24 protein-coding genes are annotated in these 25,115 nt (G+C 66.9%); 13 read left to right on the top strand and 11 right to left on the bottom strand.

The features are described from left to right. Positions 1-223: 223 nt before the first annotated feature. From KW836_RS01945 to KW836_RS01930, 4 genes are read left to right on the top strand one after another with little or no spacing between them, the layout of a single operon-like run. Positions 224-727 carry a spore coat U domain-containing protein gene (locus KW836_RS01945; RefSeq protein WP_175123769.1) on the top strand — a complete coding sequence of 168 codons (504 nt, stop codon included), beginning with the start codon at positions 224-226 and terminating at the stop codon, positions 725-727. Positions 728-739: 12 nt separating this feature from the next. After that, positions 740-1,447, top strand: a complete 708-nt coding sequence (locus KW836_RS01940) for a molecular chaperone (protein ID WP_218342303.1) — start codon at positions 740-742, stop codon at positions 1,445-1,447. Between the two features lie 59 nt (positions 1,448-1,506). Further along, entirely contained in the window at positions 1,507-3,852 is a 2,346-nt protein-coding gene (locus KW836_RS01935; RefSeq protein ID WP_370632971.1) for a fimbria/pilus outer membrane usher protein, read from the top strand. Beyond that, complete coding sequence (locus KW836_RS01930; protein ID WP_218342302.1) at positions 3,849-4,832, top strand: spore coat U domain-containing protein; 984 nt, start codon at positions 3,849-3,851, stop codon at positions 4,830-4,832. The genes KW836_RS01935 and KW836_RS01930 overlap by 4 nt, the downstream gene beginning before the upstream one ends. Positions 4,833-4,899: 67 nt before the next feature. On the opposite strand, the gene KW836_RS01925 is transcribed toward KW836_RS01930, so the two are convergent. Then, entirely contained in the window at positions 4,900-6,981 is a 2,082-nt protein-coding gene (locus KW836_RS01925; protein WP_218342301.1) for a site-specific recombinase, read from the bottom strand. 16 nt (positions 6,982-6,997) lie between these two features. Continuing rightward, positions 6,998-8,689, bottom strand: a complete 1,692-nt coding sequence (locus KW836_RS01920; RefSeq protein ID WP_218342300.1) for an MFS transporter — start codon at positions 8,687-8,689, stop codon at positions 6,998-7,000. Positions 8,690-8,945: 256 nt separating this feature from the next. Here KW836_RS01920 and KW836_RS01915 point away from each other — a divergent pair, with 256 nt between their 5' ends. Next, positions 8,946-9,377, top strand: a complete 432-nt coding sequence (locus KW836_RS01915; RefSeq protein ID WP_175123764.1) for a DUF2809 domain-containing protein — start codon at positions 8,946-8,948, stop codon at positions 9,375-9,377. Between the two features lie 135 nt (positions 9,378-9,512). Here KW836_RS01915 and KW836_RS01910 read toward each other — a convergent pair whose 3' ends face one another. After that, entirely contained in the window at positions 9,513-9,728 is a 216-nt protein-coding gene (locus KW836_RS01910) for a hypothetical protein (protein WP_105237066.1), read from the bottom strand. Positions 9,729-9,954: 226 nt separating this feature from the next. Between KW836_RS01910 and KW836_RS01905 the strand changes: the two genes are divergently transcribed. From KW836_RS01905 to KW836_RS01890, 4 genes are all read left to right on the top strand, one after another. Further along, positions 9,955-10,686, top strand: coding sequence for a TenA family transcriptional regulator (locus KW836_RS01905; protein WP_056319353.1), 732 nt, complete (start codon positions 9,955-9,957; stop codon positions 10,684-10,686). 72 nt (positions 10,687-10,758) lie between these two features. Further along, complete coding sequence (locus tag KW836_RS01900) at positions 10,759-11,058, top strand: 2Fe-2S iron-sulfur cluster-binding protein (RefSeq protein ID WP_056566926.1); 300 nt, start codon at positions 10,759-10,761, stop codon at positions 11,056-11,058. Beyond that, positions 11,055-11,390 carry a ferredoxin gene (locus KW836_RS01895; RefSeq protein WP_246282835.1) on the top strand — a complete coding sequence of 112 codons (336 nt, stop codon included), beginning with the start codon at positions 11,055-11,057 and terminating at the stop codon, positions 11,388-11,390. The genes KW836_RS01900 and KW836_RS01895 overlap by 4 nt, the downstream gene beginning before the upstream one ends. Positions 11,391-11,394: 4 nt before the next feature. After that, positions 11,395-11,742 carry a 2Fe-2S iron-sulfur cluster-binding protein gene (locus tag KW836_RS01890; protein WP_175137147.1) on the top strand — a complete coding sequence of 116 codons (348 nt, stop codon included), beginning with the start codon at positions 11,395-11,397 and terminating at the stop codon, positions 11,740-11,742. 67 nt (positions 11,743-11,809) lie between these two features. Here the strand turns inward: KW836_RS01890 and KW836_RS01885 are convergent, their stop codons facing one another. Continuing rightward, positions 11,810-12,532: a GntR family transcriptional regulator gene (locus KW836_RS01885; protein ID WP_105237069.1), complete on the bottom strand. Its 723-nt coding sequence runs from the start codon at positions 12,530-12,532 to the stop codon at positions 11,810-11,812. Between the two features lie 79 nt (positions 12,533-12,611). After that, positions 12,612-13,355 (bottom strand): sulfite exporter TauE/SafE family protein, encoded by a 744-nt coding sequence (locus KW836_RS01880; protein ID WP_218342299.1) that lies wholly within the window; start codon positions 13,353-13,355, stop codon positions 12,612-12,614. A 230-nt stretch (positions 13,356-13,585) separates the two neighbouring features. On the opposite strand from KW836_RS01880, the gene KW836_RS01875 reads away from it, so the two are divergent. The 4 genes from KW836_RS01875 (at position 13,586) to KW836_RS01860 (ending at position 18,277) form a co-directional block, all read left to right on the top strand. After that, a complete protein-coding gene (locus tag KW836_RS01875; protein WP_218342298.1) occupies positions 13,586-15,118 on the top strand; it encodes a hypothetical protein in 1,533 nt (510 codons plus the stop codon). 170 nt (positions 15,119-15,288) lie between these two features. After that, on the top strand, positions 15,289-16,749 hold the full coding sequence (locus tag KW836_RS01870; protein WP_218342297.1) for an aldehyde dehydrogenase family protein: 1,461 nt from the start codon (positions 15,289-15,291) through the stop codon (positions 16,747-16,749). Between the two features lie 29 nt (positions 16,750-16,778). Continuing rightward, on the top strand, positions 16,779-17,258 hold the full coding sequence (locus tag KW836_RS01865) for a heme-binding protein (RefSeq protein WP_056319338.1): 480 nt from the start codon (positions 16,779-16,781) through the stop codon (positions 17,256-17,258). A gap of 11 nt (positions 17,259-17,269) precedes the next feature. Further along, entirely contained in the window at positions 17,270-18,277 is a 1,008-nt protein-coding gene (locus tag KW836_RS01860; RefSeq protein ID WP_218342296.1) for a 2Fe-2S iron-sulfur cluster-binding protein, read from the top strand. Between the two features lie 34 nt (positions 18,278-18,311). Here the strand turns inward: KW836_RS01860 and KW836_RS01855 are convergent, their stop codons facing one another. From KW836_RS01855 to KW836_RS01830, 6 genes are all read right to left on the bottom strand, one after another. Beyond that, complete coding sequence (locus KW836_RS01855) at positions 18,312-18,749, bottom strand: universal stress protein (RefSeq protein WP_175123758.1); 438 nt, start codon at positions 18,747-18,749, stop codon at positions 18,312-18,314. 104 nt (positions 18,750-18,853) lie between these two features. Continuing rightward, on the bottom strand, positions 18,854-20,560 hold the full coding sequence (locus tag KW836_RS01850) for an ABC transporter ATP-binding protein (protein ID WP_218342295.1): 1,707 nt from the start codon (positions 20,558-20,560) through the stop codon (positions 18,854-18,856). A 14-nt stretch (positions 20,561-20,574) separates the two neighbouring features. Then, positions 20,575-21,453, bottom strand: a complete 879-nt coding sequence (locus KW836_RS01845) for an ABC transporter permease (protein WP_218342294.1) — start codon at positions 21,451-21,453, stop codon at positions 20,575-20,577. Continuing rightward, on the bottom strand, positions 21,450-22,427 hold the full coding sequence (locus KW836_RS01840; protein ID WP_218342293.1) for an ABC transporter permease: 978 nt from the start codon (positions 22,425-22,427) through the stop codon (positions 21,450-21,452). The genes KW836_RS01845 and KW836_RS01840 overlap by 4 nt, the downstream gene beginning before the upstream one ends. Positions 22,428-22,446: 19 nt before the next feature. Continuing rightward, positions 22,447-24,129 carry an ABC transporter substrate-binding protein gene (locus tag KW836_RS01835; RefSeq protein WP_175137153.1) on the bottom strand — a complete coding sequence of 561 codons (1,683 nt, stop codon included), beginning with the start codon at positions 24,127-24,129 and terminating at the stop codon, positions 22,447-22,449. A gap of 60 nt (positions 24,130-24,189) precedes the next feature. Next, on the bottom strand, positions 24,190-25,017 hold the full coding sequence (locus KW836_RS01830; RefSeq protein WP_218342292.1) for a hypothetical protein: 828 nt from the start codon (positions 25,015-25,017) through the stop codon (positions 24,190-24,192). Positions 25,018-25,115: the final 98 nt, after the last annotated feature.

Below are 25,115 nucleotides of genomic sequence, written 5' to 3'. Positions count from 1 at the left end.
AACTGCTACGGAAATTCAATCACAACAATATGTACAGCGGAAATTCCCACGGTCTCTAAGGAGAGGTTAATTATTGCGGTGCAGTATTCCAGGTTGATTCGTTAATAATCGTAATAAATACCCCTGGTATATGAAACTATTTGGTGCCGCATACCAATATTTGGACGTACGATTATCCGCAGCAGGATTGGTGGTGCAACCGTATACCGTGGAGGCATACCTCATGAAACGCCCGACCTTGCGCGCAGCGACGCTGTGTTTGTTTATCGGTGGTGCAGCGCCCGGCATAGCGCTCGCTCAGACCGCCACCGCCAATTTCAACGTCACGCTTACCATTACGGCCAATTGCGTCATTTCCGCGACTGACCTCAGTTTCGGCAGTCAGGGCGTGCTGAATACCGCGGTCACCGGCAATACCAACCTGTCAGTTACGTGCAGCAATACCACCCCGTATACCGTCGGCCTGAACGCGGGCACGGGCACGGGGTCGACGGAAGCCCAGCGATTTCTGAGCGGCACCGGCGCCAATACCGCGACGGTGGCTTATCAGCTGTACAAACCGGGCAGCACGACCGTCGTGTGGGGCGATGCCGACGTTGCAGCGCGAGTGGGCGGCACCGGCACCGGCGCCGCGCAGCCCATCCAGGTGAACGGCGTCGTGCCCGCCCAGACCACGCCGGCGCCCGGCACCTACTCTTCCACGGTTACCGCGACGGTCTACTTCTAAGGGGGCCGCCCGATGCGGATGTTTTTTCGGGCGCTGCTTGCCGCCTGCCTGGCAGGCTGGGGCGGCGCAGCGGTGGCGGCTGCCCTGCAGATCTCTCCGGTGCTCGTCGAGCTTGCGCCCACGCAGGGTGCAAGCGGCATCATGCTGCGCAATCCCGGGTCCACGCCGATCTACGGGCAGGTGCGCATCTACGGTTGGGAACAGGCGGACGGCGACGACGTGCTCTCGCCAACCGACGACATCCAGGCCAGTCCACCCATCATCCAGGTGCCGCCTGGCGGCGAGCAGCTCGTCCGGCTGGTGCGCGTGTCCAAGGATGCGCCGTCGCTGCAGCAGGGGTTCCGCCTCATCATCGACGAAATTCCTGACCCGTCCTCGCCCGGCGTGAATGGCGTGGTGCTGCGTCTGCGTTATTCGGTGCCGGTGTTCGTGTCCGGCACGACGCCATCTCCGGAACCCGAGCTGGCGTGGCGCGCGGAACGCTCTGGCGGCGACTGGGTGGTGAGGCTGTCCAACAGCGGCAGCCGCTATGCGCAGGTGGCCGCGCTGCAGATCCTGAATGCGGCGGGCAAGCCGGTGGCCGAGGTAGAGGGGCTGCTGGGCTATGCGCTGGCCAACCGGTCGCGCCAATGGAGCATTCCGGCAAAGCAGGGCGCGGCCGGGCCGGTAAAGATCAGGGCAATGATCAACGGCGACACGGTCACCGTCAGCCCGCGTTGACCGCATGACCGCGTTCCGGCTTGCCGCTCGGCCCGCCGGCAACCACAGAAGGGCAGTCTATGGCAGTGCGCGCTACCCGTCTCCGCGGGCAACGCGCCTTGGGAGTTGCACTCTTCCTGCTGGGTGCGCCTGCCCAGGCGGCGGATGTGCCCGGTCAACTGGTCTCGTTCGGCAGCATCGCCGAGCGTGACGTGTACCTGGAGGTCAGCATCAACGGCGTCAACACATCCCAGCTATTGCGCTTTCACGACACGCATGGCCGCCTGTCCGTCAGCGGCGCCGCGCTGCGTTCGCTGGGCGTGGACCTGTCCGTGATCGGCATGTCCGCGACGCGCGAAGTCAGCCTGGATGCCGTGGCCGGCCTGCGCTACGTGTACAACCCGGCGGCGCAGTCGGTGGATCTTGTGCTGCCCGACACGTTGCGCGTGCCGTACGAGGTGAATACCCGCGGACTGCCGGCCACGCCGCTGGCGACGGCCGGGCGCGGCGTGGTGGTGAACTACGACGCCTATGCGCAGACCGACTACGAGTACGGGCTGTCGCTGTATTCCGAACAGCGTTACTTCGATTCGAATGGCGTGTTCAGCAATTCGGGCACGGCCTACTTCGGCGGCCGCGGCGATGAATACGTGCGCTACGACACGTTCTGGACGCGCTCTGATCAGGAGACGCTGCGCACGCTGCGGCTGGGCGACACGATCACCTCGTCGCTGAACTGGTCGCGCTCGGTACGCGTGGCCGGCGTGCAGTGGGGGCGCAACTTCGCGCTGCGTCCGGACCTGGTCACCTTTCCCGTGTCGTCGCTGAGCGCGTCGTCGGTCGTGCCGTCGTCGGTGTCGCTGTTCGTCAATGGCGTACAGCAGTACTCGGGCAACGTGCCGCCGGGGCCGTTCGTGGTCAACCAGATTCCGGGCATCACCGGCGCGGGCCAGGCAACCTTGATCACGCGGGACGCGCTGGGCCGCACCGTCAGCACGTCGGTCCCCTTGTACATCGACCCGCGGATGCTGGCGGCGGGGCTGTCCAGCTGGTCAGTCGAGGCCGGCTTCGTGCGCCGCCAGTTCAGCGTGCGCTCGTTCGACTATGACAGCAAGCCGGTGCTGACGGCATCGGGTCGTTACGGCTACACCGACAACCTGACGCTGGAGGCGCACACCGAGGCCGGCCCGGGGCTGTACAACGCGGGCGCCGGCGCGATGGTGAAGATGGGGCAGCTTGGGGTGCTGAGCAGCTCGCTTTCCGGCAGCGCCGGGGACTACAGCGGCGGACAGGTCAGCCTGGGGTACCAGTACGTGCGGCCCGAATTCAGCGTGGACACGCAGGTCACGCGCCTGATCGGCAACTACGGCGACCTGGGCTCGCGCGAGGACGCGCCGGTGCCGCGCCAGACCGACCGCGTGACGGTGTCGATGCCGCTGAGCCGCTCGCAAAGCGTGGCGCTCAGCTACATCGGCTACCGCATGCCGGACGTGCCGATGGCAAAGCTGGGGTCGGCCTCGTACACGGCCAACCTGCACAGCCGCGTGGTCCTGACGCTGAGCGCGTACAAGGACTTTTCGCAATCGAATTCGGAAGGCGTGTTCCTGGGTCTGGCGGTGATGCTGGGCGAACGCGCGCAGGCCGGCGTGTCGGTCGGCCGCCAGGGCGGCGAGGACACTTACAGCGTCAACGCGCAGAGCAGCGTGCCCTATGAGGGCGGCTGGGGGTGGGCAGTGCAGAACGGCCGCAGCGGCGGCATGCAGCTCAACCAGGGCCAACTTCAGTATCTGGGCCAGTACGGGCTGGTCAGCGGGCTGGTCCAGGACTACGGCGGCCGGACGCAGGCGTCGGTGCAGGCCTCGGGGTCGCTGGTGATGATGGACAGCACCGTGATCCCGTCGCGCCGCATCAACGACAGCTTCGCGCTGGTCTCCTCCGATGGCACGGCCGATGTCGCGGTGCTGCACGAAAACCGCCGGCTGGGCCGCACGAACGGCAGCGGCCATCTGCTGGTGCCCGACCTGAACGCCTACCAGACCAACCGCATCTCCATCGACCCGGAAGACCTGCCCGTGGACGTGCGGCTGGACTCGACGCGGGCGGTCGTCGTGCCGCAGTCCGGCGCCGGCGTGTTGACCACGTTCAAGGTGGAAAAGTACGACGCGGCCTCGGTGATCCTGACGCTGCCGGACGGGGCCTTCGTGCCGGTCGGGGCCGAGGTTGCGCACATCGAAAGCGGCAAGCGCACGGTGGTGGGCTACGACGGCCTGACGTTCGTGGAGGACGTGGCGGCGACCAACCGGTTGCGGGTGCGCGGTGGTGGCGTGTCGTGCGAGGCCGAGTTCGATTACGCGCACTCGGATGCCGATCCGCTGCCGACGCTGGGACCGATCGTGTGCGAGCCGTTGGAAAGGGGGCAACCATGAGAATCGCCCTGCTGCTTGCCGCCATGGGCGTCTGCGCGGGCTACGCCGGCTCGGCGCAGGCAAACACCTGCGCGCTGTCGGCCGGCACGACTGCCACGCTGGACTTCGGCACGGTCAATCCGCTGCTGCCGGGCGACACGGTGGCGGACGGAACGGTTGCCGTGACCTGCAATTTTTCGCTGCTCGCCATCGGCGCGCGGCTGTGCTTCAGCCTGGGCGTGGGCAACACCAGTCCGTCCATCGCGGCGCGCGCCCTGGGCGCGGGCACGAACCGCATGAACTACAACCTGTACACGGACGCGGCGCGGACGCAGATATGGGGAGCGGCGACGGCCGGGCAACCGACGTCGCAGACGCTCACCGGCCCGCTGCTGGGGGGCGGAAACGTGTCGACCACCTTCCGGTTCTACGGCAAGCTGCCGGGCGGGCAGTCCGCAGTGCCGACGGTCGGCAACGCCAATACCGTCTACAGCGAAACCTATGCGACGACCGGCCGCCTGGACGTGCTGTTCGGCCTGCTGTCGGGCCTGTCCAACTGCCCGCTGGCGGCGCCGACGCAGCGCATCACGATTCCGCTGGTGGTGCGCACGACCGTGCAGAAGAACTGCACCATCAATGCGACGGACATGGCGTTTCCCCCGCGCGGCGTGTTGAGCGCCGCGGTCACGGCCAACAGCCAGATCACCGTCCGATGCACCAACGCCAACGCCTTCTCCCTGGCGTTGAATGGCGGCTCGGTCGCCGGCAACGTGCTGGCGCGCAAGATGAAACACACGACCGCCGCCGACACCGTGAACTATCAGCTTTACCAGGATGCGGCCTACGGCACGGTCTGGGGCGATGCTTCGGGCGGCGCGCCGCGGGCGGGCGTGGGCACGGGCGCCAACCAGACCTTCACGGTGTATGGCCGCGTGCCTGCGCAGACGACGCCTCGGCCCGGCACGTACCGCGACGTGGTCACCGCCACGATCACGTTCTGAACACGCGGCGCCGCAGCCGCGTCCGTTCAGGCGCGCCATGTCAGTCAGGCCTGCCCAGCGCAGCGCGTCAGGATTGCACGGGCGTGGCGCGCGGCTTGACCGGCCAGAACAGCGCCGCCGGCCGCCGCAGGATGCGGCGGCGCACCCCGGCAGTCAGCGACACGCGATCGTCGCGGCGCATGTCGCGCGACGCCAGCGCTACGTTGAAGGCCAGCGCAAAACTGACGATGACGTTCAGCGCGCCCGTCGCCACCGTGCCCGCCACGGCCAGCCAGAACACCTGCGTATGCACGAGCTCCCAGCCCAGCGTCGCAATCGCGGCCGCGATCTGGCCGGCGCTGAGCGACACGTGGCGGACCTCCAGCGTCGATCCCAGCGCGCTGACGAGGGCCGGCAGCAGGCCCAGCATCAGTCCCAGCGAAACGTTGGCGGCGATCTGCGAAACGTTGCGCCGCCAGAAGCCCGCCCACCGAACGGCGCCGCGCGCCCCGAGCAGGTAGCGGGTGCGCCGGCCGTACGCCATCACGTCGTGCACGCGATGCAGCGCGAACCAGTTGTCGGCCCAACCTGCGATCAGGCTGGACACCCAGATCAATGCGCCGGTCACCGCGGCATACAGCGGCGTCGGTCCCCAGAACGACAACGATTGCAGCGTGTCTTGCGCCTTGTCGGCATCGATCAAAGGCTGTTCCAGAAACCGCATGGCCAACCACTGAATCGCCCAGGCCAGCGGAAACACCACGGCCAGGTTGCCCGCGATCGCGGCGGCGTTCGAACGCAGCATCGCCAGCGTGTCGTCGACGAAGGCCTCGCGCCCGTCGGGCGAGTAGGCCGCGTCCAGCCGGCGGGCAAGCGCAGGCCCGGTCATGGCCGGCTGCTTGGTGGCCAGCGTGAAATGCGCGAACTGGATCACGAGAAAACTGCCGGCGTAGTTCAGTGCGTTCAGCAGGCCTTCCATCCATTTGTCCAGGTGGGCCGACGTGATGATGAACTTGACGTACACCGTGAACGCCACGACGAAGCCGCCGCCCATGGACGCCTTCAGCATGTCCATGTATTCCAGCGTGTCGCGGGCGATGTAGTGTTCGCCGGTCTCGGCGCTGCGGTCCATCACGCGGCGCGCCAACTGCAAGAGCGACGACGCCGCCAGATGCCGGATGCTGCTGCGGGCCAATGTGCACCGGATCAGCTCGGCCATCAGGTGCGCGTACCGGTGGCGTTGCGTGGGGTCGATCCACACGCCCAGCAGCAGTTCGATGCGCGCCAGGCGCAGCTTCATGCACTCGATCTGGTAGACCACGTCGACCGCGACGCCATTGCGCTTGAGTTCTTCATAGACGGCGTCGCCGGCCGCGCGGCAGTCGTCCAGCAAGGCGCGCAGCACGTTCAGGCGCTGGCCCACCACCTCGTGCGGCGTGTCCGGCGTGCTGTCGAAGAGTTCTGCCGCGGTGCCCTCCAGCGTGAAAAACGGCGATTCTTCGACGCGGCCCGGCACACGGGAGCGGATATCCTGGCTGAGTCCGACGGCGCCCACCTGGCTGACGAGCACCTGCATGCTGCTGGTCAGTGCCTGGTCCAGCCGCCGGGCAAGCGCCTCGGGCGTGGGGGCTGACAACGCATCGGGTTCTTTTGCCGGGTCGTCCTCTTTCAGACGCAGCAGCGCGCGCACGCGCGCCAGCGTCTCGTCGTCCAGCGATTCGATCCATTGCGCGTCGCCGGCGCGGCGAAACAGCAGCGTGAAGAGGCCCGACATATCGCCCTGATTGACGGTCGGCGGCAGCATCCAGGCGACGACGCGGCGCCACAACTCACCCCAGAAGCCGGGGCGTGACGCCACGCCGGTGTCGCACAGGAGCGCGGTGGGGTCGTTGTCCACCAGCACCGAGCGCAGCGTGGCCGCCGTGCGCGCCGCAACAGCGGGATTGCGTTCCAGCACCTGCAACAGGTAGCGCAGGCGGGCGTGACGCGGGTCGCGCCCGTCTTCCCGTGCCGGTTCGCCGTCCGGACGGTTCAGCCAGCGGCCAAGGTCGACCAGCCACAGATTCCGTTCGGCCAGCGGGGCTTGGGGGTCGGCGTTGGACAGGATGACGTCAAGCTGCGACCCGCCACGCCGCCAGGTCCGCCAATTGCGCCACAGAGAGGTAAGCATGGTCGGGCCTCGCGCGTCATCGGGAATCGGGGGCGCGGCGCAGCGAGAAACCCTGCGCCTCGTTCATGGCCAGGTAGCTGACGTTGCGCGACACCACCGGCGGCTTGTCGCCCGCGTGCAAGGCGCGCACCTCGTCCAGCACCATCTTGTCGGCCAGCGTCATGCGGTCGATCATCCGCAGGTACTGCATCCAGCTTTCCACCAGAAAGACCTCGCGCCAGACGCCCTCGCGCTCCAGGTCGCGGAACAGCTGCCACTGCTGCGCGCCATTGCGCAGCCGCAAGAGGCGCAGCGGCCGGGCGGCATGGATCAGCGCGGCCAGCTTGTCCGGGTTGATCAGGTATTCCACGGCGACCAGCACCGCGCCGCGCTGCGTGTTGAAGCCGGCGGCGGCCATGGCCGGTTCGGTGTCGTCGGCGCGCGTCAGCGACCGCGCGTCCACCTGTTCCGGCAGACGCGAGCGGTACAGCAGCGCCACGGTCACGCCCAGCACGATGCCTGCGGCCGACATCGCGCCGGACACGCCCATCGTGCCCGCGAAGTGACCCCACATGAACGAGCCCGCCGCCAGGCCGCCGAAGATCGCGGTCTGATACAGCGCCAGCGCGCGCGCCTTCACCCAGTCCGGCACCAGAAGCTGCACGGTCGTGTTGTAGGTGGCGAGCACGCCGATCCAGCAGCCGCCCGACAGGAGCAGCGCCGGAAACGCGACCCACAGCGTATCGGTCAGCCCCAGCGCCAGCAGACAGACGGCCAGGAGCGCTGCGGCCACGCTGATCAGGCCGCCGGATCCCCACGCCGCGCGCGCCCGGCGCACCACCACGCTGCCCAGGATGGCGCCCACCCCCAGCGCGCCAAGCATGTAGCCGTACAGCAGCGCGCTGCCGCTTTCGTGCTCGTGCGCCAAGAGCGGCAACAGCGCCCACAGCGCGCTGGCGGACAGGCCGAAGGCGAACGAGCGCAGCATCACCACGCGCGTCACCGTCGAATGCTGCGTGTAGCGCAGCGCGGCGACCACGCCTTCAAAGAGGCCTTCGGGCGGGAGCCTGCGCACGGGCAGGTCGCGCTTCCAGCGCCAGATCGCCCAGATCAGCCCAGCGTAGCAGAAACAGTTCAGCAGAAAGACCCAGGACGTGCCCAACGCGCCCAGCAGCAGGCCGCCGATGGCCGGCCCCACCGCCCGCGCGACGTTGAAGTTGACGCTGTTCAGCAGCACGGCGCTGCCGACGTGCTCGCGCGGCACCTGTTCGCCCACGGCGGCCTGCCATGCGGGCGTGACGATCGCGCTGCCGATGGCGATGCAGAACACGGATGCAATCAGCGTGATGGGGTGCAGCAGCCCCGCGAAGGCCAGGATGGTGATGAAGACGCCGCCCGCCAGCTCCAGCAGCATGCCCGCAAGCATGACGCGGCGCCGGTCATGGTTGTCGGCCAGCACCCCGGTCAGGATCGACAGGGCGACCAGCGGAAACGCCGCCGCCACCTGGATCATCGCGACCATCAGCGGGCTGCTCTGCTCCGTGGTGATGACCCACGCGGCGGCCACCGATTGCGCCCAGGTGCCCAGGTTGGCAAACAGGTTGGCGATCCAGATGATGCGAAAGGCGGGAAAGGCGAGGGGGGAAAGCGTGCTGACCTGGAGGACAGGCGCGGGCGCGGCCGGTGGGGCCGCCGGCAGATCGGTCGAAGCCGAAACGGGCTGCAGCATGGGAACGTGGCCGGACGCGAGGATCGCGCCCGTTCTGGGCTGGGTCGGGGTCGCTCAATGGTACGCCCAAGGCAGGCGGCCGAGGAGGGCGGCCCGCGCTTTTCCGGTAACCTGCGCGCTGCCCTTGTTACCGGCCGGGGCGCGGGCTTAGCAGCGCTGCGTGTGCGGATTCTTGCGCGAATTCAGGCAGCGATGCGCAGCCGCCGCGAACGCAGGCGCGCGCCTCCCTGTTTCACTATTTACGTTTGCTGATTCAATGACTTTGACTTTCAACGGGCGCGCGTTCGCCGCCCTGCTTGCCGTGACCGCCGTGCTGGCGCTGATCGCCACCGTGGGCGCACCTTATCCCTTCCTGCGTGGGTTCGTGGGGGACGTGGTGGCGGTGGGCTGGGCCTATCTGCTGTACCGCAGCTTTGTTCGAGCGGGCGTGCTGCCGCTGGCGCTGGCGGCGCTGTTCACGGGGTATGCGGTCGAACTGGGCCAATACCTGGCGCGACACTTTGGCTGGCGCATCGAGCAGCCGGTGCTGCGCGTGGTGTTCGGCAGCGTGCCGGATTGGTGGGACGTGCTGGCCTATACCGTAGGCTTTGCGATTGTGCTGGTGCTTGCCGGCGGCAATGCCCGGCGTCAGCGGAACGCGGCGCAGCAAAACGCCCGGATGCAGGTCAGCCTGCGCGCACGGCGCTGACGGGGCTAACAGCGCTAGCGGGGCTAACAGCGCTAACGGCGCTTCGCTCGTCCGGGAAGACGTCCCGTGCGTTCTAGCCGGGGTGTTTCAATCCCGGCCATTTCAAGCCGGGACATTCAGTCCCGGGCTTTTCCTTCAGCCAGCTTGGCAGACCGTGTCGTCGCGTTGCGTGCGTGCGGCGGGTGCGGCTGCGCGGAGCGGTTGCAGACGCGCGTTGCGGAACGGGGCCAGCAGTTCGGCCCAGGACGACGGGAACAGCGGCGTGGCGTGGCGCACGGCGTCGCGGCGAGCGTAGTGGGTGAGCAGTTGTTGACCGATCGGGGCGTCGCCCAGCGGGTGGCGGGTGTTCATGGTATTTCCGTATTGCGTTGAAATTGTATTCATTGTACGCCTGCGGCGCGCTTTGGTCCAATTCGCCTAGTGGATGGTAAGTGCTTGATCTGGTTGAAACTGTCCCTCTTTAAGCGAGGAACTTCGGGATTGCCCTAGCGGTTCAAAACAGTAGACGGTATACAATGTTCATCATGCCCGGGCTGACACAGGCCTGGAATTTCTCCCACTGGACCTGGAGCGAGTCATGGCAGAACTGATGAACCGAGATGAATTCCGCACGGCACTGGAAAACGCGATCAAGGGCAAGAGCGCCAACGCGTCGCCCTTTTCGATCGCCTGGGCCGAAGGCAAGCTGAGCCGCGAGCATCTGTCGCGCTGGGCCGAGAACCACTATCACTATGTCGGCCCCTTTGCCGACTACCTGGGCTACCTGTACGCCCGTACGCCGGACACCTATACCGAGGCCAAGGATTTCCTGCTGGCAAACATGTACGAAGAGGAGATTGGCGGCGACCGCCACACCGACCTGCTGATCCGCTTTGCCGAAGCCTGCGGCACCACCCGCGAACGGGTCACCAATCCGGACAACATGTCGCCCACGACGCGCGCGCTGCAAAGCTGGTGTTATGCCGTTGCCATGCGCGAGGATCCGATCGTCGCGGTGGCCGGCCTGGTGGTGGGCCTGGAATCGCAGGTGCCCTCCATCTACCGCAAGCAGACGCCGACCCTGCGCGAGAAGTACGGCTTCACCGACGAGGAAGTGGAGTTCTTCGACCTGCACATCGTGTCCGACGAGATCCATGGCGAACGCGGCTACCAGATCGTGCTGGAGCACGCCAACACGGTGGACCTGCAGCAGCGCTGCCTGAAGATCTGCGAAATCGGCGCGCAGATGCGGCTGCTGTACACCACGGCGCTCTACACCGACTACGTGCAGGACGAGATCAAGCTGCCCGAACTGGGCCTTGCCGCCTGATCGCCCGAACGCGCCCGGCCCGCCCAGCCCGGCCGGGCGGTGGCCGCACCGCAGAACCTGGACGAAGACCTCATGCCTACCGTTGTGTTTCATAAAGGCGGCCAGACCTACACCGACGTGGTGAAGGACAACACCAACCTGGTGGTGCGGGCCGGCATCAAGCAGTTTCCGTTTCCGCATCTGCGCTATGAATGCGGCATGGGCAAGTGCGCCAAGTGCGCGTGCCGCATCATCGCCGGCGCTGAGCATCTGCCGCCGGTGAACTGGAAGGAAAAGAAGCAGCTGGGCGACCGTGTCGACCAGGGCTACCGGCTGGCATGCCAGCTTTGGCTGAGCAGCGACATCGAGCTGTCGCAGGACGTGGAGGCATGATGGCGACGCAATCCATCTATGTGATCCTGACCTCCAAGCCCGGCGTCTTTCGCACCGAGGCGGGCGACGGCGCCGACATCATCGAGACCTACGACTACGTGTTCTACGGGCGCGCGCTGGCGGTGTTCAGCATTGCCCGTCTGGACCGTGAGATCAAGCTGGTGGTCACCGAGGAAACGCCGCCCTACGTGGTCAACCACGTGCCGTCCAAGTTTCTGGAGAAGTTCTCGTCGGTGGACGCGGCCCGCAAGGAGCTGGCGCACCTGACGCGTTTTGGCAGCATGGCGTCGACGCTGACGCTGCGGTCCGGCGTGCGCGCCGCGGAGCACTGAATATATGGTCCAGATCACGTTCCTATCCAACGGCGGCATGGTCGCCACCGCGCCGGAAAACAGCAACCTGTTGCGCGTGTCGCTCAAGGAAAAGGGCGGCATTCCGTTCAAGTGCGGGGGCGGCCTGTGCGGCACCTGCAAGTGCCGGATCGAAGAGGGGCTGGAAAACACCGACGCCATCAAGCCGAAGGAGCGCAAGCACCTGCGGCCGGAAGACTTCGAAGCCGGCTACCGCATGGCCTGCCAGACGTTCGTGAATGGCGACGTGAAAGTGTCGTGGGTGGTGCAGAACGGCAAGGGGATCGTGGTCGGCGCAGCGCCGGGCGCGGTGGAAGCGGCCACGACGGGATGAGCGGATGGCGGGGGCGCCCGGGCGCCGGCGCGGCGGCGGTGACAGCCGCTCGTCGGGGGTCAGGCGCTCAGGCCACCGACGCCTGTTGCGGCGGCTGCTGCGCTTCGGTGTAGGCCTTGGCCGCGTTGTGCACGTGCTGGCTGGCCAGCAGGGCCGCCAGATCGCCGTTGCCCGCGATGACGGCATTCAGGATCTGCGAATGCTCGTCCCAGTTCTGCTTGGCGCGGCGCATGTTGCTGGGCGCGAACAGCAGGGCGGTGCGGTCGCGCAGCGAGCGCATCAGGTCGGTCAGCACCACGTTGCCGCCGATCGTGGCCAGCATTTCATGGAACTGCGAATTGAGCGCCAGGAACTTGTCCAGTTTCTCGTCGCGCGCGGCTTCCGTTCCTTCGCGCAGAAACGCCTGCAGGCGCTCCACTGTCTTTTCGTCGCGGCGCTGCGCGGCCAGCTTGGCGTTCAGGCCTTCCAGCGTGGCGCGCACTTCCACCATGTCGTAGGCCACGGCATCGGACAGCACCGACACCGACGCGCCGCGCCGCGGCTCGATCGTGACCAGGCCTTCGGCGGCCAGCGCCCGCAATGCCTCGCGCACCGGGATACGGGATACACCCATTTCTTCGGACAGGCGGCCTTCCACCAGGCGGTCGCCGGGCGTGAACTCGCCGCTCAGGATGCGTTCGCGCAGCTTGTCGCGGATGACGGCAAACAATTGCGGGTGCTGCTCGCCGATCTTCAGCGGGGAGGAATGCTGCGTCTCGACGGCTTGCGGGCTGACGGGGGAAGTTGTCATGGCGAGCAGGTTTGGCGTAATGGATATAGTCGGCATTGTATTACCGGGTGTAGCCGTCCGTCGCTGGCGGTTTGCCGCATCAGTGCACCCAGAATGACTTCACCAGCACGCCCACCGCGCCCATGGCGCAGGCGACGAGCAGCACACCGCGCACCGCGCGGGGAGGCAGCAGGGTGCGCAGCCGGCTGGAGACGGCGAATCCGGCCAGCAGAAACGGCGCCAGGCTGAGCGCCAGCCCGGCGTGATAGCCCGTGTAGCGCTTGGCCAGCGCCAGCATGGCGAGCGAAAAAATGGATCCTAGAAAGAGCACCATGCCCAGCGTGGCACGCAGCCGCGGCGGCGCCGCGTGCTGCAGCACGATGGCGATGGGCGGGGCGCCCACCGACGTCATCGTGCCCATGATCCCCGAGGCCACGCCCGCCCCGGACACCCGGCCCGGCGTCGCGGAGAACTTCAGTCCCGCCACGCTGAGCGCGACGGCGGCCAGGATCATGCAGGCAAAAAGCACGCCCAGCGCCTGGGGCGCAAAGCGCGCCATGGCGTAGATCGCGATCAGGGTGCCGACGGCGCGCCCGGCCAGGGCGTAGGAGACGGCGGGCCAATCGATGGCGGCCCGCTCGCGCAGGGCGGTCAAGAGCGAAATGAAGCCGCCCAGGGTCAGGAGCGGGCCAGGCGCCAATTGCGGGAAGAACATGGCGGCGACGGGTGCGGCGAACATCGCAAACCCCACGCCGCCCACGCCTTGGGCGACGGCCGCGCCAAACACGACGGCTGCCATGGCGGCGTAATGCCACAGATCGGTGGTTATCAGGGAGGGCAACATGCCTGAGGGCTTTGTAATTTATGTATACGATAGTCTATCGATGAATTCGGACGCTGATCGCAAAATTCCAAAAACTCCGGGTAATCCCTTGATTTTCAGCTGAAAATCAGGCTGAAACCCGCACTATCGGTTTCCCTAGGCGGCGCATATTTCGGTTGGTATGACTACTAACGAAATATAGTATACCGAGTGTGGCGACCCAACAGCCACGCATACAAGGGGAATAGCGCATGCAATCCGACGTCGTGCTCACTGCCGCTCATTGGATTTACCTGATCAGTGTGGCCGCCATCATCCTGACGATGATCCTGCGCGCCAATGTCGTGGTGCCTTCCGTCATCGGTACGTTTCTGGTCGTGCTGGCGATCACAGGCAATCCGATCAGCGGGCTGATCGGCATCTTTTCCGCCAGCTTCGTCGCCGCCAAAGAGCTCTTCAACATCTTTCTCGTCATCACGTTCATGACGGCGCTCCTCAATTCCCTGAAGACGCTGCAGGCGGACGTGCGCATGGTCCAGCCATTTCGGCGGGTCATGCGGGGCGGGCATTCGTCGTTCGTGATCATCGCCCTCTGTACCTATGTAATCTCGCTGTTCTTCTGGCCCACGCCCGCCGTGCCGCTGGTGTCCGCCATCCTGCTGCCGGCGGCCATCGCGGCCGGGCTGCCGCCGCTGGCCGGCGCCATGGCGATCGCCATCGCAGGGCAGGGGATGGCCTTGTCGTCGGATTACGTGATCGGCGTGGCGCCGAGCATCAGCGCCAAGGCGGCGGGGGCGGCCATCAGCGCCGCCGTCGTGGCCGACCGCGCGCTCGTGCTGTCGTTGATCACCGGCGGGATCGCCCTGGTGGCGGCCTACCTGCTGGTGCGCCGTCACATCGTGCCGGCCGATCCTGCACTGCTGACGGCCTGGCAGGCCCGCGCGCAGGACGGCAGCCTGGCGCGCATGGAACAGGCCGGGTCGTTCGACAAGGCGGAACTTGCCCGTGGCACGATGGGCGCCGATCCCGCGCTGCCCGCCGGCCCCGCGCTGAGCGAGGAAGAGGAGCGCCGTGTCCGCTGGTCGAAGGTGTTTGCGGTGGTGACGCCGCTGGCATTCCTGGCCGTGATCGCCGTGATGGTGCTGCCCCGGCTGTTTCCGTCGCTGCCCGCCCTGCGCGGCGGCGATGCGGCGGCGCTGGTCGGCGGTGTCGCCTTCGTGGTGATGATGCTGGTGACGCTGGCCGCCGAAGGCCCTCGCAAGATGCTGGACGTCTGTCCGGAACACGTGACCGACGGCTTCGTGTTCGCCTTCAAGGCGATGGGTTCCGTGCTGCCCATCGCGGGCTTCTTCTTCGTGGGCGCCAATGAGACGGCCGCGCAGATCCTGGGCGTGCCGGCGGCGCAGGCGCCCGGCCTGCTCTTCGAGGTGATCTCCGCCGCGCAGCATCTCATCCCGGAAAACCACTTCCTCGTCGCCTTCGGTGTGCTGCTGGTCGGCATGATCACCGGCATCGACGGCTCGGGCTTCGCAGGTCTGCCGCTCACGGGCACGTTATCCGGCGCGCTGGGTCCGGTCGTCGGGGTAGACCCCGCGACGCTGGCGGCGGTCGGCCAGATGGGCGCCGTCTGGACGGGCGGCGGCACGCTGATCGCCTGGTCCTCGCTGATCGCGGTGGCGGGGTTTGCGCGGGTGAATGTGCTGTCGCTGGTGCGCGCGCTGCTGCTGCCCGTGCTGCTGGCGCTCTTCGTCTCGACGATCTGCGCTGTGCTGATCTGGAGTTGAACGGCGCGACGTGACGCGAAAAGGCTCCCGCGCGGGAGCCTTTTTGCTGACGCTTCAGGTGGGGTTTCCACGGATCGTCGCCTAATGATTAAAGTATACAATGTTCTGAACGTAGCCCAGGCGCCTTGCGCCTGCCGCGCCCGCCCAGACTCAATCAAGGAAGCGCTCCCGTGAACGATCTCTCGCAGCAGACCTTTTTGAACTACATCGGCGGCAAGTGGACGCCCAGCGTGTCGGGTAAAACCGCGCCGAACCGCAACCCGGCCGACACGGACGACGTCGTCGGGCAATTCCAGGTCTCCAACGCCGAAGACGCCCGGCAGGCGGTCCTGGCGGCCGAGGCGGCGTTTGCCGCGTGGCGCGACACGCCGATCTCCAAGCGCGCGGCCATCCTGTTCAAGGCGGCCCAGCATCTGGAAGACAACGCCGCGTCGATCGCGCGCGAACTGACCCGTGAAGAAGGCAAGGGCCTGAACCTGGCCAAGGACGAGGTCTTGCGTTCGGCGCAGACGATCCGTTTCTACGCGGTTGAAGGCCAGTCATTCACCGGCGAGACCTATCCCAACGACGATCCGGACATGATCGTCTACAGCCAGCGCGAACCGCTGGGCGTGGTGACGGTGATCTCGCCCTGGAATTTCCCCATCTCGATTCCAGCGCGCAAGATCGCACCGGCCCTCATCACGGGCAACACGGTGGTGTTCAAGCCCTCGTCCGACGCGCCGATGTCGGGCTATCGCCTGACCGAGGCCTTCGTGCAGGCCGGATTGCCGGCCGGCGTGCTGAACTTCCTGACGGGCCCGGCAGGAGCAGTGGGCGAAGCCATCACGGGGGCGAGCCAGGTGCGCGCCATTTCGTTCACCGGCTCCACCGCCGCCGGCGAGCAGATCCATCGCACGGCCGGTCTGACCACCCGGACGCAGATGGAACTGGGCGGCAAGAATCCCTTGATCGTGCTGGCCGACGCCGACCTGGACCGCGCGGTGGACCTGGCGGTCAAAGGCGGTTTCTCGCTGAGCGGCCAGGCGTGCACCGGCACCAGCCGCGTGCTGGTCGACCGCAAGGTCAGCGGCGCCTATACGGAAAAGCTGCTCGCCAGGATCAAGACGCTGACCATCGGCAACGGCCTGGACGGCAATTTCGACCTGGGCCCGCTGGCCACCGCCCGCCAGCTCGACAACGTGCTGGGCTACATTGAACTGGGCAAGCAGGAAGCCAAGCACCTGCACGGCGGCGATCGCCTGACGGGCGCGGGTTTCGACCGCGGCTATTACGTCACGCCCGCGCTCTTTGCCGGCGTGACGCAGCAGATGCGCATTGCCCGCGAAGAAATCTTCGGTCCGGTGATCGCGCTGATCGAGGTCGACGGCTATGAAGACGCCATCGCGCAGGCCAACGACACGGAATACGGCCTGTCGGCCGCCATCGCCACCACCGACGCGCGCTACGCGCACCGCTTCGCCCGCGATATCCAGGCAGGCACCGTGAAGATCAACCGCACCACTACCGGCAACCTGATCAACGCGCCGTTCGGCGGGCTGAAGCATTCCAGCACCTCCACATTCCGCGAATCTGGCCGCGTGGGCCTGGAGTTCTACACGCAGATCAAAACCGTCTACCGCGCCGGCTGACGGCTCATCCATCCAAAGAGGCTTTGCACATGAAACAGATCTATCGCCTGGAACTTGAAGAAGCGCGCGTCATGGTGCGCGCCGCCATCGCCAAGTCGCAGGAAATCGGCGTGCTGGAGTCGATCTGCATCGTGGACGACGGCGGCTATCCGATTGCGCTCGAGCGCATGGACGGCGCCCGCATCACGGGTCCGCAGATCGCCTGGAACAAGGCGTTCACCGCCGCCGGGCACAAGCGCTCGACGCACCTTTTCAATACGCCGCCCAACGGCCCCGCGCTGCCCGGCAACGAAGCCTTCGGCATCCAGTGGAGCTTCGACGGCAAGTTTGCGGTGTTCGTCGGCGGCTTTCCCATCGTGGTGAATGGCGAGGTGATCGGCGGCGTGGGCCTGAGCGGCGGCAACGGTGAGCAAGACACCAAAGCAGGTCTTGCGGCACTGGCTGCGCTGGGCGAACTGCTGGAGCCGCGCGGCATGAAGGTGCTGGTGGAAGCGGACATCAAGAAATAGGCGAGGGCGTCATGGCATACCGCGTGCACATCCTGGAAACCGCAGAAGCCTTTGTCGTCGATGAAGGCGAATCCGTGCTGGAAGCCGCGGAGCGTTCGGCGGTGAAGCTGCCGCACGAATGCACGTTCGGCGGCTGCGGCACCTGCCGCATCAAACTCGAATCGGGCACTGTCCGGTATGACGAATTCCCCATGGCGCTGACCCCGGAAGAGGCCGAGCAGGGCTACGCGCTGGCGTGCCAGGCCCGTCCGACGGCCGACCTGTGCATCAGCGTGGCGAGCAGCCGGCAGACCTTTCCTCCCCCCCGCCGCATGCCCGCCACGATCCATCGCATCGCCGCGTTCTGTGACGACGTCATCCACCTGACCCTGGCGCTGCCCGGCGACGGCCTGGATTACGTGCCGGGACAGTATATGAACGTGGTGCTCCCCGACGGCGAGACGCGCAGCTTCTCCATGGCGTCGGCGCGGGCGGGCAACCTGATCGACTTCCACGTGCGCCGCATTCCCGGCGGCCGCTATACCGACCAGTGGCTGGGGCAGGCCAGCGCCGGCACGCCGGTGGAGATCGAGGCGCCGCTTGGCGTCTTCAGCTATCACGAGGAAGATTGGCGCCCGCTCATCATGATGGCCACGGGAACCGGCATCGCGCCCATCAAGGCGATTCTCGAGTCGCTGCTGGACAATGAGGACTGCCCGCCCGTGACGCTGTATTGGGGCATGCGCACCGAGGCGGACCTGTACCTGCGCGACGAGATCGAAAGCTGGGCCGGGCGGCTCTATGAATTCAATTTCGTGCCCGTGCTGTCGCGCGCGGGGGCGGACTGGCAGGGGCGCCGCGGCTACGTGCAGCAGGCGGTGCTGGAAGATCACGCGGACCTGTCGGAACATGCGTTCTATCTGTGCGGCGCGCCGGAGATGATTCGCCAGGCCAAAAGCCTGTTGGCCGAACGCGGCGCCAGTCTGGATCACCTGTACGCGGACAGCTTTACGTTTCAGCACGCGCTGGCGGCCGCTTGACCGCGGCCACCCGGCCCGACACTTTGACGCAAGGCTATCGGTACACCAGCACCGGCAGCCGCGTGCGCGCCAGCACGCGCTGCGTCTCGCTGCCCAGCAAAAAGCCCGTCATGCCGTGCCGTCCGTGCGAGCCCATCACGATCAGGTCGCACCCGGACTTTTGCGCCGTCTCCACGATGGCCTCGTGCGGATGGTCGTTCACCGTGACGATGGCTTCGCAGGGCACCAGCGCGTGCCGCGCCTCGGCTTCAAGCCCGTCCAGATACGCCTGCGCGTTCTTGCGCGCCTGATCGGTGTGATGCCCTTCGGTGGTGCCCAGCATTTCGGCCTGGTAGACCAACAGGTGGTCTTCCGGGATGGCGCGCAGCAGGGTGATGGTGGCGCCCATTTCCTTGGCGAAAACGAGGGCGCGCTTGAATGCCGATTCGGACAGCAGGGATCCGTCCACGGCGATGAGCAAGTGCCTGTACATGTTGCCTCTCCTTTAGGTAAAGGAATGTCCAGCAACGGCGAATCCAGTATAGGCCTGCGGGCAGGCGCAAGCCAGCCCCCCTTAAGGCGGAGCCCGCGGCGGCGTCAGGCGATCCGCCGCTGCGCCTCGTCCCGCGGTTCCAGTCCCCGGGGCAGCGCGGCGATGAGGCTGCGCGTGTACGGGTGGCGGGCGTCGCGCCAGAGCGTGGCGTTCGGCCCCTCCTCGACGATTTGCCCTGCGTTCATCACCAGTACCCGGTCCGCCAGGTAATGCACCACGGACAGGTCGTGCGAAATGAACAGGTAGGACAGCCGGAACTCATCCTTCAGGTCGACCAGCAGGTTGAGGATCTGCGCCTGCACGGACACGTCCAGCGCCGACACCGGTTCGTCGCAGATGACCAGCGCCGGGCGCAGCACCAGCGCCCGCGCGATGCCGATGCGCTGGCGCTGGCCGCCCGAGAATTCGCTGGGGTAGCGTGCCAAGGCGTCGCGCGGCAGGCCCACGGCGTCCAGGATGTGGAGGATGCGGCGGCGGCGATCGTCGCGATCCTTCACACGGTGAATGCGAAGCGCCGCCTCCAGGATGTCCGCCACGGTGTGCCGGGGATTGAGGGACGCGTACGGATCCTGAAAGATCATCTGCACGCGCTGGCGGTAGCCCGCCAGACGTCCGGCGTCCAGTTCCGTGGCGTCTTCGCCGCCAAGCAGGATGCGCCCCGAGGCCGGCGGCAGCAGCCTAACCAGCGCGCGCGACAGCGTCGACTTGCCGCAGCCCGATTCGCCCACCAGACCCACGGTTTCGCCCGCTGCGATCTCGAACGACACGCCATCGACCGCGGCGGTGACGCCGCGGGACGTCCGGTACTGCACGCGCAGATCCTGCACCTGCAGCAGCGGACCGTTGGCGCTGGCCGCGGGATCGTTGGCGGCTGCGGGCGCGCGCGGCGGCGTCACCAGTCCAAAAACCGGTTTGCCCGACGCAGGATCCAGCCGCGTGCGAATTTCCGGCAGCCTCAGCCTGCTGTAATGCGTGGCGTCGTCCAGCCGCAGCGATGCACCAAGCAGGCCGCGCGTGTACGGGTGGCGCGGCTGGCCCAGCAGCGTGGACGCCGCGCCTTCTTCCACCTTTTCGCCTTGCACCATCACCGCCACGCGGTCGGCCCATTCGCCCACCACCGCCAGGTCGTGCGTGATCAGCAACAGCCCCATCCCCAGTTCACCGCGCAGGTCGTCCAGCAGCTTCAGGATCTGCGCCTGGACAGTCACGTCCAGCGCGGTGGTGGGCTCGTCGGCCACCAGCAGCGCGGGCTGGCAGGCGATGGCGGCGGCGATCATCGCGCGTTGGCGCTGACCGCCCGACAGGTGATGCGGATAGTCGTCCACCCGGCGCTGCGGCTCCGGCACGCGCACCATGTCCAGCAATTCGATGGCGCGGGCGCGGGCCGCGCGGGCGGACGCGCCGCGATGCAGACGCAGCGCTTCGCCGATCTGGTCGCCCAGCGTCAGCACCGGATTCAGGCTGGTCATCGGCTCCTGAAAGATCATCGCGATGCGGTCGCCGCGCAGCGCGCAGCGGCGGCGTTCGGACAGCGCCAGCAGGTCCTGGCCCTCGAACAGCACGCGGCCCTGCACTTTCGCATGGCGCGGCAGCAGCCCCAGCAAGGCGAGCGCGGTGGTGGACTTGCCGCAGCCGGACTCGCCCACCAGCGCCAGTGTTTCGCCCGCGCGCAGTTGCAGGTCCAGGTTCCGCACGGCCTGGTGGCCGGGGAAGGCGACGTTCAATCCTTGGATGTCGATCAGCGTGGTCATGGCAGGAGATGAAGTTACGGCTGGCCGGCGGCGGCGGGCTGTGCCGCCACGCGGCGGCGGCGCAGCTTGGGGTTGAGCGCGTCGTTGATGGCGTCGCTGAGCAGGTTCAGCGCCAGCACCGTCGCCATGATGGTCAGGCCGGGCAGCGCGGTCATGTACCACGCGGTGCGCAGCGCCTCGCGGCCCGCGCCGACCATGCTGCCCCAGCTCACCACGTTGGGATCGCCCAGTCCCAGAAAGGACAGTCCCGCTTCGGACAGGATGGCGTGAGCCACCAGCACGGCGGTGGTCACGATGATGGGCGGCAGGGCGTTGGGCAGGATCTCGCGGAAGATAATGCGGGCGTGGCCGGCGCCCAGCGTCTGCGCGGCCCGCACGAATTCGCGTTCGCGCAGCGAAATGAATTCGCCGCGCGTCAGCCGCGCGATGCCGGTCCACGACGTGATGCCCAGCGCAAAGATGATGGTCGACAGCGACGGCCCCAGAATCGCCACCAGCACGATCGCCAAGAGGAACGAGGGCACCGTCTGGAACAGCTCGGTGATGCGCATCAGCACGGCGTCGGTGCGCGGACCGGCATACCCGGCAAAGGCGCCCACCAAGAGGCCGATGCCCAGCGCAATCGCCGCCGACGCGCCACCCACCAGCAGTGACACGCGCGCCCCGTGGAAAAGTCCGGCCAGGATGTCGCGGCCCATCAGGTCGGTACCCGCCGGAAACGTGGCGTCCTCGCCGGGCCAGGTGAACGGCGCGCCGACCATCTCCAGCGGATCGTCAGGGAACAGCCAGGATGCGGTGGCCGCCGCGCTGATCACGATGGCCAGAATGACCGCGCCGACGGCGGCCGAAGGCGTGCGCAGCAGGCGCAGGGCGGCAAGGACGGGTGCTTTCATGTCTTTCTCACTCGGGGGTCGAGCAGGCCGTAGCAGGCATCGACGGCAATGTTCATCAGGGCGACCAGCGCCGCGCTCATCAGCAGGATGCCCAGCAGCAGGTTCACGTCGCGGCTGGCGATGGCCTCGAACGACAACTGCCCCAGGCCCGGCCACGCGAACACGGTCTCGACCACGATGCTGCCGCCCAGCAGCGCGCTGCTTTGCAGACCCAGCATGGTGATGACCGGCAGAATGGCGTTCTTCAGGGCATGGCGCCAGATCACACGCGCCTCGCCGTTGCCGCGGGCGCGGGCTGTGCGGATGTAGTCCTCCTGCAGGGTCTCGATCATCGATGCGCGCGACAGCCGGGCGTAGATGGCCACGTAGTAGATCGCCACGGTCGTGACCGGCAGCGCCAGGTGGCGCGCGTAGTCCAGCCACAGCGCCCAGCCTTGATGCGCCGCGCCCACGTCACGGATGCCGCCGACCGGCAGCCAGTTCAGGTGCACGCCAAAGCCCACGATCAGCATCAGCGCCGTCCAGAACATGGGCGCGGAATAGCCGGCCGTGGCCAGCCCGGACAGCAGCGTGTCCAGGATGCCCTGCGGACGCCGGGCGGCCAGCACGCCCAACAGCACGCCGACGGCCACGGACAGCGCCAAACCCGTGCCAATCAGCGCCAGCGTCGCGGGCAGCCGGTTGAAGATCAGGTCGGACACCGGCTCGCCATAGCGGAACGAGTACCCCAGGTCCAGCGACAGCAGGCTCTTGAGGTAGTAGCCCAACTGCGCGAACACGCTCTGGTCCAGGCCATACGCCTGGCGCAACTGCGCGACGTGCTCGGGCGTGATGCCGCTGTTTTCAGAGGCGATCACGTCCACCAGATCACCAGGAACAAGTTTCAGCAGGAAGAAGTTGGCAATCGCGGTGACGCCCACCACGAACAGGATCTGCAGCAGGTAGCGCAGCGGACGGGGCAGGCGCAGGGACATGGCGATATTTCCCCGGCCGTCAGGCCTTGCCCAGCCAGACGTTGGCAAAGTTGTTGCGCGAATGGGACGAGGCATCCGTCACGTTGCGCACCTGTTTGTCCCACACGCCAAACCAGCGGAACTCGAACAGCCCGATCAGCGGCAGATCACGCTGCGCCAGCCGCTGCACCTCGTTGTACTGCTCGATGCGCTTTTGCGGATCGGTTTCGATCTGCGCCGCTTCGATGGCCCGGTCCATGTCTGCGTTCTTGTAGCCGGACACGTTGTACCAGGGCGTGCCCTTGGCTTCAGCTTTGCTCCAGTAGCGCGTCTCCACGCCCAGCTGCGGATCGATCAGCACGGTGCCCCAAGAACTGATGAGCTGGAAGTTGTAGTCGGTGAACACATTGCGCGTCCACGTCGCCAGGTCCAGCCCGCGCAGCGTCACGTCGATGCCGATCTTGCGCAGCGCCTGGCGCACGAACTCGCCGGTGCGCCGGTAGTCGTCGCCGAACGGGATGTAGTCGTGCGTCAGCGCAAAGCGCCAGCCGTCGGCCTTGCGCGGATAGCCCGCTTCGTCCAGCAGCTTCTCGGCCAGCGCTGGATCAAACGGATACTGCTGCACGTTGGGATTGTGATAGGGCTTGACCAGCGACGGCACCGGGCTGACGAACGGTTCGGCATAGCCGTTCCAGACGGTCTTGACCAGCACCTGCTTGTTCACTGCATGCGCGATGGCCTGGCGCACCTTCAGGTTCGACAGGATGGGATCGCGCAGGTTGGCTTCCAGCCACAGCCACGCCGCAAAGCCGTTGTAGCCGGACGTGTCGACCGCCAGCTTGGGCAGCTTGGACAGGCGCGTCGCATCGGTGAAGGCCACCGGATTGCGCTCGCCGTAGGCCACGCCGCCGGTTTCCAGCGCAGTGGCGCGGCCCGAGACGTCGGGAATGATTTTCCAGACGATGCGGTCCAGGTACGGACGCTCGGGCTGCCAGTATTTCTCGTTCTTCTCCAGCACGATGTAGTTGCCCCGGTTCCATTCCTTGAACACGAAGGGGCCCGTGCCGATGGGCTTGTTGTTGTACGGATTGTTCTGGATGTCCGTGCCTTCGAACAGGTGGCGCGGCAGGATCGGCGCACCCAGCGAGTCGATGGCGTTCAGCGCCACGGGGGTGGGCTGGGACAGGTGCAGCACCACGGTGTGATCGTCCGGCGCTTCCACCTTCTGCAGGTACTGGAACACGCGGCGCGCGCTGGGCGCATGTTTGAGCCACACTTCCTCGGCCGACCACTTCACATCCGCCGACGTGAACGGCTTGCCGTCATGCCACAGCACGCCCTGGCGAAGCTTGAAGGTAATGGTCTTGCCGTCCTCCGACACGGTCCAGCTTTCGGCCAGGACGGGACGCGGTTTGAGGTCCGGGCCGTACTCCACCAGCCCGTCGAAGATCTTGCTCACCACCGCGCCGGTCGGCGTGGACGAGTTCAGGTAGAACGCCAGCGTCGGCGGTTCCGGATGCACCACCGCATTGAGCACGCCGCCGCGCACCGCGCCGTCCACCGTGTTGGGCAGGCTGTTCGTGTCGGCGTGCGCCGGCGCGAAGATCACGTTGGGAAACAGGGCGCCCGAGCCCATCAGCGCCGCGGCGCCCATGAGCCAGCGTCGCAACGGGCTGGCGGGCTGGTCCTGATCGTCCGCGGCGGGGGGAAGAGACTGCGTCATCGTGATGTCCTTGCGTGTGAGATAGAAGCGTCGTGCAGAGAAGGGGGGAGGTGTGCGGAATCACGCCGCCAGGCTGGTCAATGCAGGCAGATCCGCCGGATCACGCCGCAGCAGCGTGGCCAGCAACTCGCGCCGCCACGCGTCGTACAGCGCGACGTGGTTGCGGGTGTCCAGGCGCGTGGCGTGTTGGTTCAGTTGCCAGGAGTCGCGCAGATAGGGACCCAGGATGCGCTGCGCATCCTCGTCGGCCTGAATCAGGCCTTCCACCCAGTCTTCACGTTGGGCCGGGTCCGCGCGTTCCAGCTTGTTCAGCCACCACTGCGTGATGCGGATGCGGTGCGCTTCCTCGTCCGGCAGAATGCGGTTCTCGCCGAATTCGCGGTGGCCGAAGTCCAGCACCTGTGCGGTGCGCCGGTTCACGAACAGGCGCGCCAGGATGTAGTGCTCGTAGTGAAACTGCCACGCCAGGAAGTTCTGCCAATTGCGCAGCGCAAAGCCGCCGATCAGGTCCCATGCGTCACGCACGCCCTCCTCGACCAGCGGCAGCGGATCGGCGCCCAGCAGTATCGCGGCGCGTCCGCGCGAAAACTCCGCGTGCGCCGCGTCGTCGCCAAGCTGACGCGCCAGCGCAAACTGAAACTCGACGTCGTCGTCGAACAGGCCCGATATCGCATGCGCGGCGACCTGCGTGATGAAGAGGTCATGCACGGTGTTCCACACGGCGTAGCGGCCGGCGGCCTCGCGCTCTTCCGCGTTTGCCAGGTCGCGCGGCGCGTCGAGGCGCGCGGCCGGAATGTTCGGCGCAACGACAAGCCGTAGATCGTCAAACAGCTGCGCTTCAAGCGCGCCGTCGTAATGCAGGGACAAGGGCAGGTCCAGTTCGGGCATGGCGGCTGCTAGGTGGTTGGCGGAAAGACTCGACTCTAAGCAAGCGCCAACGCCCGCCACAAACATTCTTTGGTGATTTGGATATGCGCGCCGCGCCC

It is taken from the genome of Achromobacter sp. ACM05 (genome assembly GCF_019218915.1).
In the GTDB taxonomy this organism is placed as follows: domain Bacteria; phylum Pseudomonadota; class Gammaproteobacteria; order Burkholderiales; family Burkholderiaceae_B; genus Achromobacter; species Achromobacter animicus.
This window is presented reverse-complemented; position numbering and strand designations above follow the sequence as displayed.